This window comes from Bradyrhizobium sp. cf659, assembly GCF_900113725.1.
In the GTDB taxonomy this organism is placed as follows: domain Bacteria; phylum Pseudomonadota; class Alphaproteobacteria; order Rhizobiales; family Xanthobacteraceae; genus Bradyrhizobium.
Window position 1 is genome coordinate 165112 of the sequence record NZ_FOQJ01000001.1, and the last position, 15178, is coordinate 180289.

The following is a 15178-nucleotide window of genomic DNA, read 5'->3' on the forward strand; positions in this document are numbered from 1 at the left end:
CCGGATGCATCGCGACCGTTCATCCTTCGAGGCTCAACACGCGATGCGTTCGCATCGCGTGCTGAGCACCTCAGGATGACGGTCACACTGTTATGAGAGCCCAAGGGGCCAGGCGCGCTTCAATAAAGCCGCATCGGCAGCAGGACGCCGTCTGTGCCGGCCAGCAGACCCCAGGTCTCGTTGGCCGCGATCTCGAACTCCCGGGTCTGGACCGTGCCGCCCTCGACCTTGAGGGTGACCTTGTACTTGCCGGGCGGCAGATCGATCTTTTGGCTGTCCGGTATTTCGGATGCGGCGGAGTCGGAGTGCGCCAGTTTTTCGCCGGCGTGCGCCGCCAGCTTGATGGTCTGGTCGGCGACGGTGATGACCGCCCCCTCGTCCGACTTGTTGCCGAGCATCAGCCTTGCCTGCCTCGGCCTCGGCAGGAGGCCGGCATTCGCGATACCCGGCTTGCGCAGCGAAAGTTCGGCGATTGTCCTGTCGTTCTGACGGGAAAGCCGGAGCAGGACCGGTCCACGGGCCGTCGTGAAGGTGATCACGGCCCGATCTGGTTCGACCACCGTCTCGATCCAGCCACGCTTGCCGAGCTCGGCGCGATAGAAGCCGAGCACCGCCGCGAGATCGCGCGGGGTCTCGGCGTAGACCGACGTGATGAACGGCGAATTCTTCGCCGTAGCGATGCTCCAGCTCTCTGGCAGTGGCAGACCGGTGCCCTGGGAAACCCTGGCTTCGAAACCCGCACCTGCGCCCCGTGCGACCGCTCCGACCGGGATGCTGAGCAGTCGTTCGACGAAATTATCCGGAGTGTCATGGCCCCGGACCGCCCACCACGTTTCGTCAAGATAGTCGTTCGCGCCGGTGGTGCGACTCCAGTTGAACCGGATGCTGTCCGCCTCGCTGTACCGGCTGAGGCTGGCCGCGACCGGGCTTGCCAGCACAGCCGTGGCGGCGACCAGACCGCCGACGAGCAAGATACCCAAGGTTCGGCTTTTCATCTTTCGGATTCCCATCGCGACGAGATCTTTGGGCCAAGGCCCTTGTCCTGAGCTTGGTCGCATCGATCGCGCAAGGCGTTCACCGTTCGTAGATCGTTGTTTCCGCTTCCGATTCTCGATGGGTTGAAGGTCTTGCCGCAGAGCACGGCCTCATCCTGAGGGGTTTGCCCCCGGGGCGGGCGTCTTGGAGGATGCGTTGCTAGGAACTGCGCCATCAAGACGAAAAGAGGAGCTTGCGCTCGACGTGCTGCGAATGGTCAACTCGCTGACTGGAATACGCCTGCATTGTCGGAGGGACCATGATGTTCAGGATAGTGGCGATCGTCGCTGGTTTGGGACTGGCGCTCGCCGCCACGGCGGAGGCCCAGACGCCGCGCAAGGGCGGAACCATCCGCATGACCGCGCCCTACGGTTCGAGTTTCACCAGTCTGGACATTCATACGACCCAGCGCGCCCAGGACGAGATCTACGCCAAGGCTCTGCACCGGTCGCTCTACATCTGGAATTCGGCTGAAGGCAAACCGGTCCTGGAACTCGCCAAGGAGGACGTGGTCTCGGGCGGAGGTTTCGTTCACACCTTCAAGCTGCGCGACGACGCCTATTTCCACAATGGCCGCAAGATGACCGCCGATGACGTCATCTGGTCCTACAACCGTATCATGGACGGTGCCAAGGCCTATCCCGGCGCGCGCTATGTCCGCGTGATCGAGGGCGCCGCCGCGGTCGAGAAGGGCCAGGCCAAGGAAATCTCCGGCCTGAAGAAGATCGACGATTTCACCATTGAGATGAAGCTGACCGAGAAGGTCGATCCGGGCTTCTACTTCTTCACCGCGTTGACGTCGATCTATCCCGCCGACGAGGCCGCCAAGGAGGGCTTTATCCAGAAACCGATCGGACTTGGGCCGTTCAAGTTCGTCGAGCACGTGCCGGGATCGCGCATCGTCCTCGAACGGTGGGACCGGTTCTACAAGCCCGGCAAGCCCTACGCCGACAAGGTCATCGTGTCGGTCATGGGCGAGGCCGCGGCCCGCGATGTCGCCTTCCGCAACAAGGAGATCGACACTTCGGTGCTGGGACCTGCGCAGTATGTCGCCTATCAGTCCGACGCGGACCTCAAGGGTACCATCGTCGAGGTCGCCGAGGTATTCACGCGTTACATGGGGATGAATACCGCCTTCAAGCCGTTCGCCGACAAGCGCGTCCGGCAGGCCATCAACTATGCGATCGATACCGACCTGATCATCAACAAGCTGGTCAAGAACAAGGCCTATCGCGCCACCAGCTGGCTGCCGCTGACCTCGCCGCTCTACGACAAGACCATGAAGCCCTACGCCTACGATCCCGCCAAGGCCAAGCAGCTGCTTGCCGATGCAGGCTATCCCTCAGGCTTCGAGTTCGAATGGACCACGAGCCAGAATGAAAGCTGGGGCCTGCCGATCGTCACGGCCGTCATCCCGATGCTGGACAAGGTGGGCATCAAGGCGAAGGTCAAGCAGGTCGAGACCGCGGTTCTGGCCGAGGTGGTCCGCAGCGGCGACTACCAAGCCTTTGTCTACTCCCAGCAGACCGGCCCGGATCCGCAGGCCGCCCTCAAATGCTTCCACTCGTCGACGCCGCAATCGGCCTGCAACTACATGAATTTCAAGAACGCAGACTTCGACAAGTTGATCGACGAGGCCGGGCAGACCGACGACGTCGCAAAGCGTGGCCAGCTGCTGCAAAAGGCCAACGCGCTGCTCTATGAAGAGGCGCCGGTCTGGTTCTTCAACTACAACAAGGCGGTCATGGCCGTGCAGCCCTGGCTCAAGGGCGTTCAGCTGAACGCGACGGAGCTGACCCATCAGAACGTCGAAGACCTCTGGGTCGACGAGACCTCGCCCGCGAAGTGAAACCTGCTCTCGCGCTCCCTCCATCGTGACGAACGATGGAGGGAGAGAGGAAAAGTGCCGATGCTTCCGTTCCTGTTCCGCCGTCTCCTGCAGACCATTCCGACCGTGCTTGCCGTCGTGCTGCTGATCTTCGTGCTGTTCAGCGTTGTTCCAGGCAGCATCGTCTCGACCATGAGCGATGACAGTGATCCGCAGGTTGAGCTGCGCATGAAGAGGCAGCTCGGCCTCGACCAGCCCGTCTACATGCGCTTCGGCGCCTATGTCGCGAGGCTCGCGACTGGTGATTTGGGGGCGTCGTTCCGGACGCGTGAGCCGGTCACGACCATGATCGCCAAGCGGGTATGGCCGACGCTGCAACTGATCTTCGCATCCATGGCATTTGCGATCGCGCTCGGCGTGCCGCTCGGCTTCGTCGCGGCCTTGCGGCCGGGAAGCTTGGTCGACACCGCCTCGATGGTCCTGGCGGTGTCGGGCCTGTCGTTGGCCAAATTCTGGCTCGGACTGCTCTTGATGTACCTGTTCGCGCTCAAACTCGGCTGGCTTCCGAGTTTCGGCTATGGCGACGGCGGCCTCAAATATCTGATCCTGCCGGCCGTGACGCTCGGCGTCTCGCCGATGGCGCTGCTGGCGCGGACGACGCGCGCCGCGGTGCTCGAGATCATGACGGCCGACTTTGTCCGCACGGCGCGATCGAAGGGCATGAGCGAGACCAGGGTCGTGAAGTGGCATGTGATGCGCAACGCGCTCGTCCTCATTCTCACGACCATGGGCCTGCAGTTCGGCGCGCTGATGGGGCAGGCGGTCGTCGTCGAAAAACTGTTCTCCTGGCCGGGCATCGGCTCGCTGCTCGTCGATAGCGTTCTGCAGCGCGACATTCCCGCCGTCCAGGGCTCCATTCTCGTGGTCGTGCTGTTCTTTCTCGCGATCAATCTGCTGATCGACGTGCTCTACGGCGTGATCGATCCCAGGATCAGATACGCATGAAGCTCCGCGCCAATCTCGTCATCGGCGGATCGTTGTTCGCGCTTGCGATCGTCGTCGGCCTGCTCGCGCCCTGGCTGGCGCACACCGACCCCGTCATGGACGCCAATCTGATGAATGCAGAGGAACCCCCGAGCTGGACCTGGTGGTTCGGCACCGACGGGCAGGGCCGCGACATCTATTCCCGCGTCCTGTACGGCGCGCGCGTCTCGCTGACCGTCGGCATCGTCTCTCAGCTCATCAACAGCGTTATCGGCGTGGCGCTGGGCCTGAGCGCCGGCTATTTTGGCGGCTGGTGGGACGATGTCGTCAACGGCCTGACCAATCTGATGCTCGCGATCCCCTCGCTGATCTTCGCGCTCGCCATCATGGCGGTGCTCGGCCCCGGCCTGACCAGCCTGCTGATCGCACTCGGGCTGACCAACTGGTCCTTCACCTGCCGCCTCGCACGGGCCTCGGCGCTGTCGCTGAGGAGCCAGGGCTACGTGCAGGCAGCAACCGTGCTCGGCTACGGCGATGTGCGCATCATGATCACGCAGCTCTTGCCGAACATGCTCGGACCCATCGTCGTCATCGGCACGCTTGGCATGGGCAGCGCGGTCTTGTCCGAAGCCGCATTGTCGTTCCTCGGTCTCGGCGTCCGCCCGCCCTTTCCAAGCTGGGGCAGCATGCTGTCGGAAGCCCGCGACCAGATCACCACGGCGCCGTGGCTCTCGGTGTTTCCCGGACTTGCCATCTTCCTGACGGTGCTCGGCCTCAACCTGCTCGGCGACGGCCTGCGCGACATTCTCGATCCGCAATCGCGGAGCCGGCGCACATGACGGGCTCGCCGCTGATCGAAGTCGAGGATTTGCGCATCGACCTCAACCACGGTTCCAGCCAGGTTCCCGCCGTGGAGGGCGTTTCATTCCGCATCGATCGGGGCGAGACGTTCGGCCTGGTCGGCGAGTCCGGCTGCGGCAAGAGCATCACGGCGCTGGCCCTGATCGGCCTGCTGCGGCCGCCCTTGTCGATCGGCGGCGGCGTCATCCGGTTTGAGGGGCGGGAGATCCAGCGGCTCCCAGCTGCCGGGCAGCGGGCGCTGCGCGGCAATCGCATCGCCATGATCTTCCAGGAGCCGATGACGGCGCTGAACCCAGTCTCGCCGGTGGGACGGCAGATAGCCGAGATGTTCGTGCTGCACCAGGGCAAGAGCTGGCGCGAGGCCGACCAGCTGGCGGTCGAGGCGCTGGCGAGCGTCCGCGTCCCCGCGCCCCAGCGACGCGTGAAGGATTACCCGCACCAGCTGTCGGGCGGAATGCGCCAGCGCGTGATGATCGCCATCGCGCTCGCATGCGGCCCGGATCTTCTGATCGCCGACGAGCCGACCACCGCGCTCGACGTGACCGTGCAAGCCGAGATCATCGAGCTGATGCGCAATCTCTGCGCCGAGAGGGGAACGGCCATCCTGATGATCAGCCACGATCTTGGCCTGGTCGCCAATGTCTGTCGCCGCGTTGCCGTGATGTATGCCGGCCGCATCGTCGAGGAGCGCGGCTCGGCCGATATCTTCCGTGCGCCATCGCACCCCTATACGCAGGGCCTGGTCGACTCGTTGCCGCGGCTGGGCAGCCGCGCGGCGCTTGGCCGTACCAGGCTGCAGGAGATCGCGGGCGTCGTCCCGGCGATCACGGCTTTCCCTGATGGCTGCAGGTTCAATCCACGTTGTGCGCAGGCGACCGATATTTGCCGGACCACCGCGCCGGAAACGACATGGCTGGAGGCGGGCGGTCTGGTGAGGTGTCACCACCATGCATGAACCGCTGGGCAGGCCGGACGGCGACGTCATTCTCAGCATCGAGGATCTCGCGGTTCATTTTCCGCTGGGGGGCGGCTTGCTGGGCCGCGGCCGGCGGCTGCTCCGTGCCGTCGACGGTGTCGATCTCAGGCTGAAGCGCGGCGAATGTCTCGGCCTCGTCGGCGAGTCCGGCTCCGGCAAGTCGACGGTCGCATTGTCGATCCTTGGTCTGCTGACGCCGACGCGCGGCCGCATCGTGCTGGACGGACAGGTCGTGACGAACCGGCAATCCGGCGATCGCAAGGCGTTGGCCCGCATCGTGCAGATGGTGTTTCAGGACCCCTACGCCTCGCTCAACCCGCGCCAGACCGTTCGTCGCACGCTTGAAGACCCGCTGCGGGTGCATGGCGTCACGGCCTCAAGCGAGATCGAGGACCGCGTCGCGACGATGCTGCGGCATGTGGGCCTGCGGCCCGAACAGGCCGACCGCTACCCGCATGAATTCTCGGGCGGCCAGCGCCAGCGCATCGGCATTGCGCGCGCCCTGATCCTCAATCCCAAGATCGTCATCTGCGACGAGCCGGTCTCGGCGCTCGATGTCTCGATCCGCGCCCAGATCATCAATCTGCTGCTGGAATTGAAGGAGACGCTCGGCCTCTCCTACATCATGATCAGCCACGACCTCGGCGTGGTCGAGCACATGAGCGACAGGGTCGCCGTGATGTATCTCGGCCGCATTGTCGAGAATGGCGACTGGCGCGAGATCTTCGAACGGCCGGCGCACCCCTATACGCAGGCCCTGATCGCCGCCATCCCCGATCCGCTGCGCCATGCGCCGCTGGCGACGACAGGGGGCGACCTTCCCAATCCGCTCGATCCACCGAACGGCTGCGCCTTCAGCCCGCGCTGCCGTCACGCCGAGGACGTGTGTCGAAGCGAGCCAGGGCCGTCGCTGGAAGTGCGGCCCGACGGACACGCGGTGCGGTGTTGGCGAGCTGACGAAATTGCCGGCCCGATGGCATTGGCCTCGACCGAAAGCGGACATCCCTAGAATGGAGAGCGCGTCCGTCGTCGCATCCCAAGTTCGCCGGCTGCCACCGCTCGCAGCGTCAATTTCTGCGGAACGTCGATGCCCGCTTTAGCGCGTGGACCATGGCCATGAGATCGACGGTTGCGGCTTCTTGGCTTGCGGCCGCTCCGGGGGGCGCGCCGGCCTTTGCGTTTGGACGACATTGGCCGACTGCCGCGGACGTGGCAGCGGTATGTCGGGTACCACTTTGGGCTCTTCAGAGCCCACCGTTGGTGACGCTTCGAGCATCGTCTTTGGCTGTTCGGGGATCGTCGTTGGTGACGCTTCGGGCATTGCCTTTGGCTCTGAAGCGTTGGCGATGACGCGGGCGAGTTGGTCCTGACTTGCGTTGAGCCGCTCGGTGAGCGTCTGGCTTTCGCGCGCCATTTGGATCTGATCGGCCCTGATCTGGAAGATGATGCCGTTGTTGCGCGCCGATTCCTCTCGACTCTCCTTGAGTTGGCTTGCCAGATTTTCGTTGTCGCGGATCAATTGTTCCTGCCTCGCTTTGAGCTGTTCAACCGTTTGGCTCAAGGCAGCAAGATCACGCGCCGTCGGTTGGAGCTGCTGCGACGACTCGGGACGCAGGGCAACGGCAGTCGGCACGACCGCCTCCGGCGCGGCGCGCGCCAGAGGTGCTGGGTCTGAGGGAGGCATCTTTGCCGTATCGGCGGAGAATGACCACCACCAGGCAACCACACCAAGGGATGCTGCCAACAGGGAACCGACGAAAGCCACATGGCGCCAATCCGCCCGAAGCGTTGGCAGCGGGATGGGAAACCGCTTGATGCTGGTCGGCGCGGCCGAAGAACTGACTCCTGCTTCGCGTGCCAGGTTCGACAATTGCTCCTCCAAGCTTGCGATCTGCCCTTCCACGAGCCTGTCGTCCAGCATGGAGTTCATTTGATGCTCCGTATCAAAATGCAATGGCATTCGCGTGAGAGCGATCCGCGCATCCGCGCTACGGAGCGCGAACACTCAACGCATCGGTTGTTGGGCCTGCGAGGATTGTTTCTTGCCAGCCGCTCGGTGTTGATTTTTAACGCAGCCGAGGAGGGCGGAACTATGTTCGTACTTGGCGAATTACGGAAGGAGTGCTGACCCTTCAGCAACGGGCTTGCAGCAGAGCCTTTGAGCCTGACCGCCAAGCCGCGGGTTCAAGCGTCTCACCGCCTGCTTCGCGTTCGCGCTGTCGGACGCTGGCGCCGAAGCGCCAGCGTGCCGTCAACTTTTATTGGGCCGATATGCCAACCGTTGTTTGTGACTTCACAACCGGCGGCGGATTCCATTTTCCGGTCAGCGCCTCCGACTTCGGCGCGTACAGGCGCATGGTCAGATTGAACGGCGCCTTCGGCGCAGGAAGCCAGTTGGCTTCGAGCTCCTTGCCGGGGCTCGCGTTCTGGAAATAGAGGTCGAGCGAACCATCCGCATTGTACTTGAACGGCATCCAGCTAGAGACCGCAAAGCGGTTCAGCGTGTTGCCGACCTGGAAGCCGTCCTGATCGTAGAGGGTGATCGACCAGAACGCGTTGACAGGCGGCGTGGCGCCCTTCTCGAAAGTGAGGGTGTATTTGTTCGCGCCATCGAGCGGCTTACCGGTGTCGTCGGCAAGATTGAGCGGATAGATGGCATCCTCGACCACGTTGGCGCCAAGCCCCTGCTGCGCGATAATGGCCCGCTTCAGGTAGTAGTTGCCGTAAACACCCATCGTGTCGGTGTTCATCCCCCAGCCGTTGGCAACCCGCGCTAGCGTCGGCACCTTCCAGGCCATCAGCTTCTGCGCGTCCTGCGGTGCGGTCTCCAGCGCCCTTTGCACGGCGGGGTCGAGCTTGCCGATGTCAAAGCTCTTGCCGGGCTCGATGCCGATTCTCTTCATCTGCGCGAGGATCGGTTCGTCGGTGACGTGAGGCGGATGCAGCTTCAGCAATTCCGTGGCATAGGCGAAATATACCCCCGCCGTCATGGTATCGACCTGCGTCTTTGGCGGCGTCTTCATGTCGACGCTTGGGTCCGGCTTGAATTCGACTGGCCTGGGCGTTTTGCCATACTCGGAAAGCAGGGTGACCTTGTAGCCGGCCTGGATCTTGTGGACCGCATCATAATCCGGCGGCCCGTCGGTCTTGGTCCGGCCGATCAGCCAGACGTAGGGCGTTGGCGCGTCGATGCGCTGGGTGTCTTTTGGAAGCTTGAACTCCTCAGCGAACCTGTCGCGTAGATCCGGCCGCCAGTTCGCCGGCGCCACCAGGAACGTCCCGGCCTTGGTGCCCGTCGTGCGCCAGCCCGGCGATGCGAAGACGTCCGTCCACATGTCGAGCATCGGCAGCAGATAGTAGCGCCCATCGGTATCCGGCGCCGAGATGACGACCGGCTCCTTGGTCATGTCGAGCCAGGAGGCGGAATACAGCGTATCGAAGTTGGAACGCACCACGCCTTTGAAATCCGCCGGCGGGTATTCGGGCACGTTGACGAACGTATTCATCGGCCCCCTGAAATCGGTCGTGCCGTTGGTGAATTGCTTGCGGGATACTTCCATCGACATGATGGAGTAGAAGTAAACATAGGCGTCGACCGCGATGGCGTGCGCCTCCTGTTCGGTGATCGGCGGCGCCGATTGAGCCAGCGTTGCTGGTGCTGTCGCCGCACCAAGGCAGAGAGACAATGTCAGTGGCAGCAATCCTCGAAACATCTCGAACCTCCTCTGCTGATTTTTGATTTGGATTTACGTCTTCGTTCAATTCTCCTTGTCCAACGTCGGAATCGTCTCGCCTCTCGTGACGGTCGAGCCCGGCGTATTTTCGATCAGTTGATCCACATCATATCGCCGGAGCCTTGGCCCACGCGTCGCGCGCGTTCCCCGCGTCTTCGATCGTCTCAATGATAGGGCGGAGGCGGGGCTGCCGCGTTCCGGGCGAACGCTGTTTCGGTCCCGCGCAACGTCGCGGTGACGGCGAGCATTCCGAAAATGTGATTCAGCATTGTGATACGCATGACATCATTCCTTGTACACAAAACCACGGAACGACTTGAAACACTCGTGCTTGGGCGCGCCAAGGAGCGCATCTGCAGGCAATATGCGATGCATCAAACGCCTGACGGCGTATGCGGGAATAGAAATGAGGCGCAGTGAAAAAGTTGCGATGAGGTATTTCTTGAAACCTCCTTGCGAAGGGAACGCTAGCACAACCGTCCAGTGAGGACCAGCCTTGGTCATTATTTTGTGTGCCTCTACCTCTTCGTGCTATGGGCCGGCGTGTACAAACGCGCTTGGCGGTACGACGGTGCTTCCGGCTGAGATATCGATACCTGATGGGATCAGCCGTGACTAGCTTCGTCTGGAAATGTCCGGTAGCGCCACTGCCTTTGCCAAGAATGCAGGGGTGATCGGCCTGCTCGTCTCGATCCTGGTGTGGGTCAGTTCCTATACGGCGTATTCGTGAGCATGGAGGCTAACTGGAGCAGGCCGCGCTAAGGCGGGTTCGTCCGGGCGCGGGACGCCGGCACCGAAGCGCCAGCGTGCCGTCAACTTTTATTGGGCCGATATGCCAGCCGTTGCTTGTGACTTCACAACCGGCGGCGGATTCCATTTTCCGCTCAGCGCTTCCTCAGGCGCGTCTGATTTCAATTTGTCAGAAATTCACGATGTCCGAAAAGGTCAGCAGGACTCCGCCAATTGTTGGTGGTCAATCATCCCTCACCCGTTTGGGGGACGTCGGCCTGTCGTGGAGATGATTAGCTTCAGGAGCGAGAGTTCAGCTAGCCAAAAAAGTCGCTTGTTGGAAGTGAATTGGTTCACACGGTTCTCGCGGTGCAGCGCTTAAGTTGCCTTTACGCAGCTGTGTGGTTGCTGATGAACAGGTGATGCGAAGGACAGGAGAGCGGCTTTGACGACAGAGCATGTCATGCTAGGATCGCCCTGTGGTTGTGTAAGGGGAAATACTTACGCGAGTCGTCCCAACGACAAGAATTGTCGGCTTCGGCGAATTTTCGATCCCTCTTTGACCTGCTTGCACGTTTGAGGGGTCGCACCAGCAGCAATAGCAGACAAGGAATGGTGGTGCTCTCGCTGATTGCGCGGCCTTTCCCGTCGTTGATGGCGCATACAAGGCTGATCCAACGTCGACACGAGCAAAGCATATCTTGCTCGTTCGGCTCGCTACACCGGCGAAGTTGGGGGCAGACACATGACAGACGAAGAGATCCTGACCTTTGCAGGGGCGGCTATCAGAGGCGATCTGGCCGCCGTCACCGAGGGGCTGAGCAGGGGAATGCCGCCCAACATTGATCTGGGAGGGCCGATATTGCTCAATCTCCTGGCGCAACGTGGGCAAATCGATGTTCTCCGTCTCATGCTGTCCCGGGGAGCCGATCCGAACTTGGTCGGCGACAACGGATTCTCCGCGCTCATGTCCGCTGCGATGACGGGTCAGCTCGCTGCCGTCGACGTATTACTCGAGCATGGCGCCAATCCGAATCTGCGGGACGCGAACGGAAGGACCGCGTTGGATGCGGCTTCGATCAATCAACATGTTGCCGTTGTCGATCGCCTTCGAGGAGGGCGGAACGCGTTCGGAGGCTCGGCTCCCATGCGGCAACTGGATGCATTCTTCGATGCGAACGCGAGGCTTCGGCGTGTGAGCCTGCAAGCCACGTTCGTTTCGATGGGCTGGAGTCTGCCGCCAGTTGCCGCGACAGCGCTGGGAATGTCATCGATGCAAATGGATGAGACGACGATCGCGGAACTTCTGCAGATTGAGACTGTCTTTTTGGCCCTCGCGAACCAGCCAGCTCCGGCCTCGGGCTGGCCGATGCCGCCTCTCGCGCAAGCGGCTGAATGTTCCCGGCTCGCCGCCTTCATCCTCGATACCGTGTTGGAGTTGCCCGATCGCGCTGCATCTCGATACAAGGTGGCGCAAGCCAATTTCGAAAGAGCTGGTCTTTTGGCGGAAGCCCAGGAGGCCGCCGAAAACGCGGCAGCATGCGTCGACGTTTCGACGGGCAATGTCGAGGAGCGACTTTCGCGCGTGCGAGCAGCGGTCGCCTCGGCCCCTCCATCCACGGTTTCGAGAGCGTCCCGTTTGATCCAGTTGGGTGAAATCCAACTGCAAACCGGCAATCAATGGGCGGCGGTCGCGACGTTTAGCGATGCAGAGGCAACCCTGAAGCGGGCCGGCTACGACGAGCCGCCGGCCCCCGGCGCGATCTTCACCGAGATGCTGGTATCGATGAGGGGCGACAATGGAAGTGGCCTGCAATTGATGCAGCGCGCCGGCAACATCCTGAAGCTCAGGCTACTCTTCTACCGATTGTACAGCGGTTTGAAGAATGCGTATGGCCCGGTTGATGCGGGCAACCCCGGAAACCGGGGCATGGCTGATCACTACGCGGGCCTGATTGAGGCGCATAAATTGCAAACCCAGCGGGAGTAGTCGTGTGCTCCTGGCGGTAAATCAGCTCCTGACCGAGGTGCGGCTCCAGCGCCTCTCAGGCGTGCGCGGGCGCGACAGGCTCGCGGCGGCCGAGCGGCTCGCAGCGCAAGCGGCGCCGCTGACGCAGCGCGTTGTTCGAGCTGCTTCCCTGCTGGAAGTGGCCGACGCTTGGCTCGATGATGAGCCTGGCAAGGCGCGATGCTTCGCCGTGCAGGCGCGCGAGTTGGTGAACGAGACGTCTGCACCGAACGTTACGGCGCTCGCGCTCGCGATCGAGGCGGACGCGGCGATGAAGGGCGACAAGCCCAAGCCGGAATGCGCCTACGACCTGACGCAACGCGCGATCAAGCTGGCCCGACAGCATCGCGAACGGACAACGGATCCAATTCTCCGGGCGACCGCCATGCGAGATCGCATTCGCGTCTTCGAGAGCGCGACCTCGGCGGCATTGGCTGCTGGACATTTGGCGTGCGCGCTGAAGGCAGCAGAGAACCAGCGTTCCGCGCTGCCGAATGAACCGCCATTGGATTTGAAGCTGGTTCAGGAAGCTCTGGGAATTGGTGAACTCGCCATTGTCTACACATGGTTGGGAGCCGACCGTCTTCTGGTTGCGACCGTCGAGCGAAATGCTTTGCAGTCGGTGTCGGTGCCCGTCGGTTTGGAAGCTCTGAGCATTCTGGAGTCGTTCTCGACCCATCTTCGAAACGGCAACGACCGGGGCTGGGAGTTCATTCCCAAAGACGCTGAGTTGCTCGACGTCTTGCACCCGGTGCTCTTGCCCTCCCTGGTGACGTCGCGACTGACGAGCGCCCAGAAGCTTTTCATCCTGCCGCATCGGTCGCTGCACGCGCTTCCATTCAGCTTACTCAGGTGTGGGGAAAGTCGGCTCGGGTTGCGCTATCCATGGACAACCATCCCTAATCTGGGAGCTATCCACCGACGCATACCGGTCGCGGGAGGGCGAGGCCTGGTTGCTGCGGGCATTGACTATTATCCTGACGTTGAAGCGACCGTGGGATTTGACGGCGTTGCCGAAGAGATAGTTGAAAGGCACAGGGCTCGGGGACTTCCGGCCCGCCGGCTCACGGAGCCGGGTGTCTGCAAGACATTCGCTCGGATGCTGGCCGCCGGTGAGCTGGACCATGCCGCATTCTTGCTGCTGGCTTGCCACGGCACATCCGCGCAAGGCGATGTCCCCGGAGAGTCGTTCCTGCAGTTGGGGTCGGAGCGGCTGACTGCAGACATGATCTCCGCGTCTCGCGCTCCCGCCGACCTTGTCTTGCTCGTCGCCTGCTGCTCCGGGCAACGACCTGTCGGCGGGATGGGGATTCAATTCTGGCCCGGGGACGATCTATTTGGGCTCCAGGCCGCATTTCGGGCCGCCGGCGCGCGCCAGGTCATCGGCTCGCTCTGGAATGCCGATGTCGGCGCCGCAAAGACAATGGCAGGCGTCGTCTACGACGCTTGGGTCAAGGGGGCGGATGCCGCTGCCAGCATCCAAATAGCGGCGGTGGAGCTCTGCAAGAACGCCTTCCACCAGAACAACTACGAATGGGCCCCCTTCACGGCGGTGCAATTTGGCATGAAAGCATAACGAGCGGAGGTTGCGATGACTTTGCAGATATTCGTCGAGATCAACCGGGACCAGGACCCCAAAGTTGCAGCGAAGCGCAAGGACGAGGTCGCAGCGTTGGCGCGCACGAGTCTCGGGGAGATAAAAGGTGTTGCGATCGATGACATGGCCGTTCGTTCGCAGGCAAATCTAGATCCCGCGACGGTCGCCCATCTCGCAGTCCTGCTGAGCGCGATGGCCGGGGCAGTCGGAGCCGGAACATCCCTTCTTGTTGCCTTGCGCAAAATGGTCACCGAGGGCGGAGCGTTGATCCGGGCCATCAAGGTGGAGATCGACGGTACCCCGCGCTCGCTGGAGAGCGTCACTCCGGAGGAGGTCGACAAGGAATTGCGCGCGCCGCTCAGGCGCTGAAAGCCGAAGGTGTCAAAGGTCACCGCCGCTCATTGCTACTCAATGATGGGAGGCTCCAATTTTTGGATTGATCAGAAAACTCTTTGAGCCGAAGAATCCGTACGATGGGTTCCTGGGAAAAATCTGGGACATATGGATGCACCACAATGTGGCCCATGCGGCCCTGTTGGCGCGGTGGTCGTGGCACAAGATCCCCTCGAAGATCGTCGAGCAGGCCGCATTCATGAAACAGCAGGCGGATGCCGTGAATCGACGATCGCAGATCGACGCCCAAGTCGGTCACCAGCTTGCCATGCTGGGAATATCTCCCGGCTTCAGCGGTGGCGGGTTTGGATTCAATCCTGATCAAGCCATGTTCATCGGCGTGATGGCGATGATCCGTCAACATAATGGCGACCCGCCGGCCGGATCGCAGGATGCGGTCGCGGTGGCAGAGCTCGTCCTGACGGGACAAAGGCAACCGCACGAGGCGTTGATTGCCGCCGCGCCTCCCATGGTGCGGCAGCAAATCGCGGCATTGCTCCCCGTCGCCAAACTGATCGGACTCGAAAAGCTGCTTCTGGTCTCATCCTACGTTCAGGCCGCTGTTGCCCTCCCGCGCGAGCGCATTATCCACCTGTTGCCCGACGCAAATCGGCTGCGAGTTCAGTCGCTCTACGAGCTCGTGCAGAGCATGCCTCAGAATGAAACGGATCGGCCAAAGATGCGCGCCGCTTTTCTTTGGTTTGTTGCTGAGCTGACCGAGCAGGGCGTTATTGCGAATTTAGGCATGACCAAAGAGCAGATTGCGCAGAACCAACCCTACGACGACGTGGTCCGTCGGCTCTTCGAGCTCGGCTGGCTGACAGCCGAGTCGTAAGTCACGCTCCTGAAAAGACGAGTGCGGCTCGAATGAGCTGTAATCTCCAGCGTGAGCCCAGCGTTCCCAAGGGCTGGCGAGCAACGTCACGATGGATCTATGCCGGTGTCTTGCCCGACGAGTCAAATGTCGGCGCGGTCGCACTCACGCAATTGCGGGTTTGGTAAGCGGCTGAACTTCCTCACAGTTTCTACTGTG

The 15178-nt window shown here is 62.1% G+C and carries 13 protein-coding genes; 10 read left to right on the top strand and 3 right to left on the bottom strand.

The genetic code is table 11. The annotated features are described in order from the left end of the window. Positions 1-119 precede the first annotated feature (119 nt). A complete protein-coding gene (locus BM118_RS00855; protein ID WP_092180950.1) occupies positions 120-995 on the bottom strand; it encodes a hypothetical protein in 876 nt (291 codons plus the stop codon). A 299-nt stretch (positions 996-1294) separates the two neighbouring features. On the opposite strand from BM118_RS00855, the gene BM118_RS00860 reads away from it, so the two are divergent. Genes BM118_RS00860 through BM118_RS00880 form a run of 5 tightly spaced genes read left to right on the top strand, consistent with a single transcriptional unit; the run spans position 1295 to position 6693 of the window. Beyond that, the gene (locus tag BM118_RS00860) at positions 1295-2884 is read left to right on the top strand and encodes an ABC transporter substrate-binding protein (RefSeq protein WP_092180953.1); all 1590 of its coding nucleotides are present in this window, start codon (positions 1295-1297) and stop codon (positions 2882-2884) included. Positions 2885-2944: 60 nt separating this feature from the next. Continuing rightward, positions 2945-3868, top strand: a complete 924-nt coding sequence (locus tag BM118_RS00865; RefSeq protein ID WP_092180955.1) for an ABC transporter permease — start codon at positions 2945-2947, stop codon at positions 3866-3868. Continuing rightward, complete coding sequence (locus BM118_RS00870) at positions 3865-4686, top strand: ABC transporter permease (protein ID WP_092180959.1); 822 nt, start codon at positions 3865-3867, stop codon at positions 4684-4686. The genes BM118_RS00865 and BM118_RS00870 overlap by 4 nt, the downstream gene beginning before the upstream one ends. Then, positions 4683-5663, top strand: a complete 981-nt coding sequence (locus BM118_RS00875; protein ID WP_092180962.1) for an ABC transporter ATP-binding protein — start codon at positions 4683-4685, stop codon at positions 5661-5663. The genes BM118_RS00870 and BM118_RS00875 overlap by 4 nt, the downstream gene beginning before the upstream one ends. Then, positions 5656-6693, top strand: coding sequence for an ABC transporter ATP-binding protein (locus BM118_RS00880; protein WP_092180965.1), 1038 nt, complete (start codon positions 5656-5658; stop codon positions 6691-6693). The genes BM118_RS00875 and BM118_RS00880 overlap by 8 nt, the downstream gene beginning before the upstream one ends. A gap of 87 nt (positions 6694-6780) precedes the next feature. Here the strand turns inward: BM118_RS00880 and BM118_RS00885 are convergent, their stop codons facing one another. Beyond that, positions 6781-7614, bottom strand: a complete 834-nt coding sequence (locus BM118_RS00885; protein ID WP_177233911.1) for a hypothetical protein — start codon at positions 7612-7614, stop codon at positions 6781-6783. Between the two features lie 3 nt (positions 7615-7617). Between BM118_RS00885 and BM118_RS41050 the strand changes: the two genes are divergently transcribed. Beyond that, positions 7618-7812: a hypothetical protein gene (locus BM118_RS41050; protein WP_177233912.1), complete on the top strand. Its 195-nt coding sequence runs from the start codon at positions 7618-7620 to the stop codon at positions 7810-7812. 130 nt (positions 7813-7942) lie between these two features. On the opposite strand, the gene BM118_RS00890 is transcribed toward BM118_RS41050, so the two are convergent. Then, a complete protein-coding gene (locus BM118_RS00890; RefSeq protein ID WP_092180968.1) occupies positions 7943-9397 on the bottom strand; it encodes a DUF1254 domain-containing protein in 1455 nt (484 codons plus the stop codon). Between the two features lie 1495 nt (positions 9398-10892). Here BM118_RS00890 and BM118_RS00895 point away from each other — a divergent pair. From BM118_RS00895 to BM118_RS00910, 4 genes are all read left to right on the top strand, one after another. After that, entirely contained in the window at positions 10893-12137 is a 1245-nt protein-coding gene (locus BM118_RS00895; protein ID WP_092180972.1) for an ankyrin repeat domain-containing protein, read from the top strand. A 4-nt stretch (positions 12138-12141) separates the two neighbouring features. After that, entirely contained in the window at positions 12142-13731 is a 1590-nt protein-coding gene (locus BM118_RS00900) for a CHAT domain-containing protein (protein ID WP_092180975.1), read from the top strand. Positions 13732-13752: 21 nt separating this feature from the next. Further along, the gene (locus BM118_RS00905) at positions 13753-14121 is read left to right on the top strand and encodes a hypothetical protein (protein WP_143099395.1); all 369 of its coding nucleotides are present in this window, start codon (positions 13753-13755) and stop codon (positions 14119-14121) included. 67 nt (positions 14122-14188) lie between these two features. Beyond that, positions 14189-14980 carry a hypothetical protein gene (locus tag BM118_RS00910; RefSeq protein ID WP_092180981.1) on the top strand — a complete coding sequence of 264 codons (792 nt, stop codon included), beginning with the start codon at positions 14189-14191 and terminating at the stop codon, positions 14978-14980. The last annotated feature ends 198 nt before the right edge of the window (positions 14981-15178 follow it).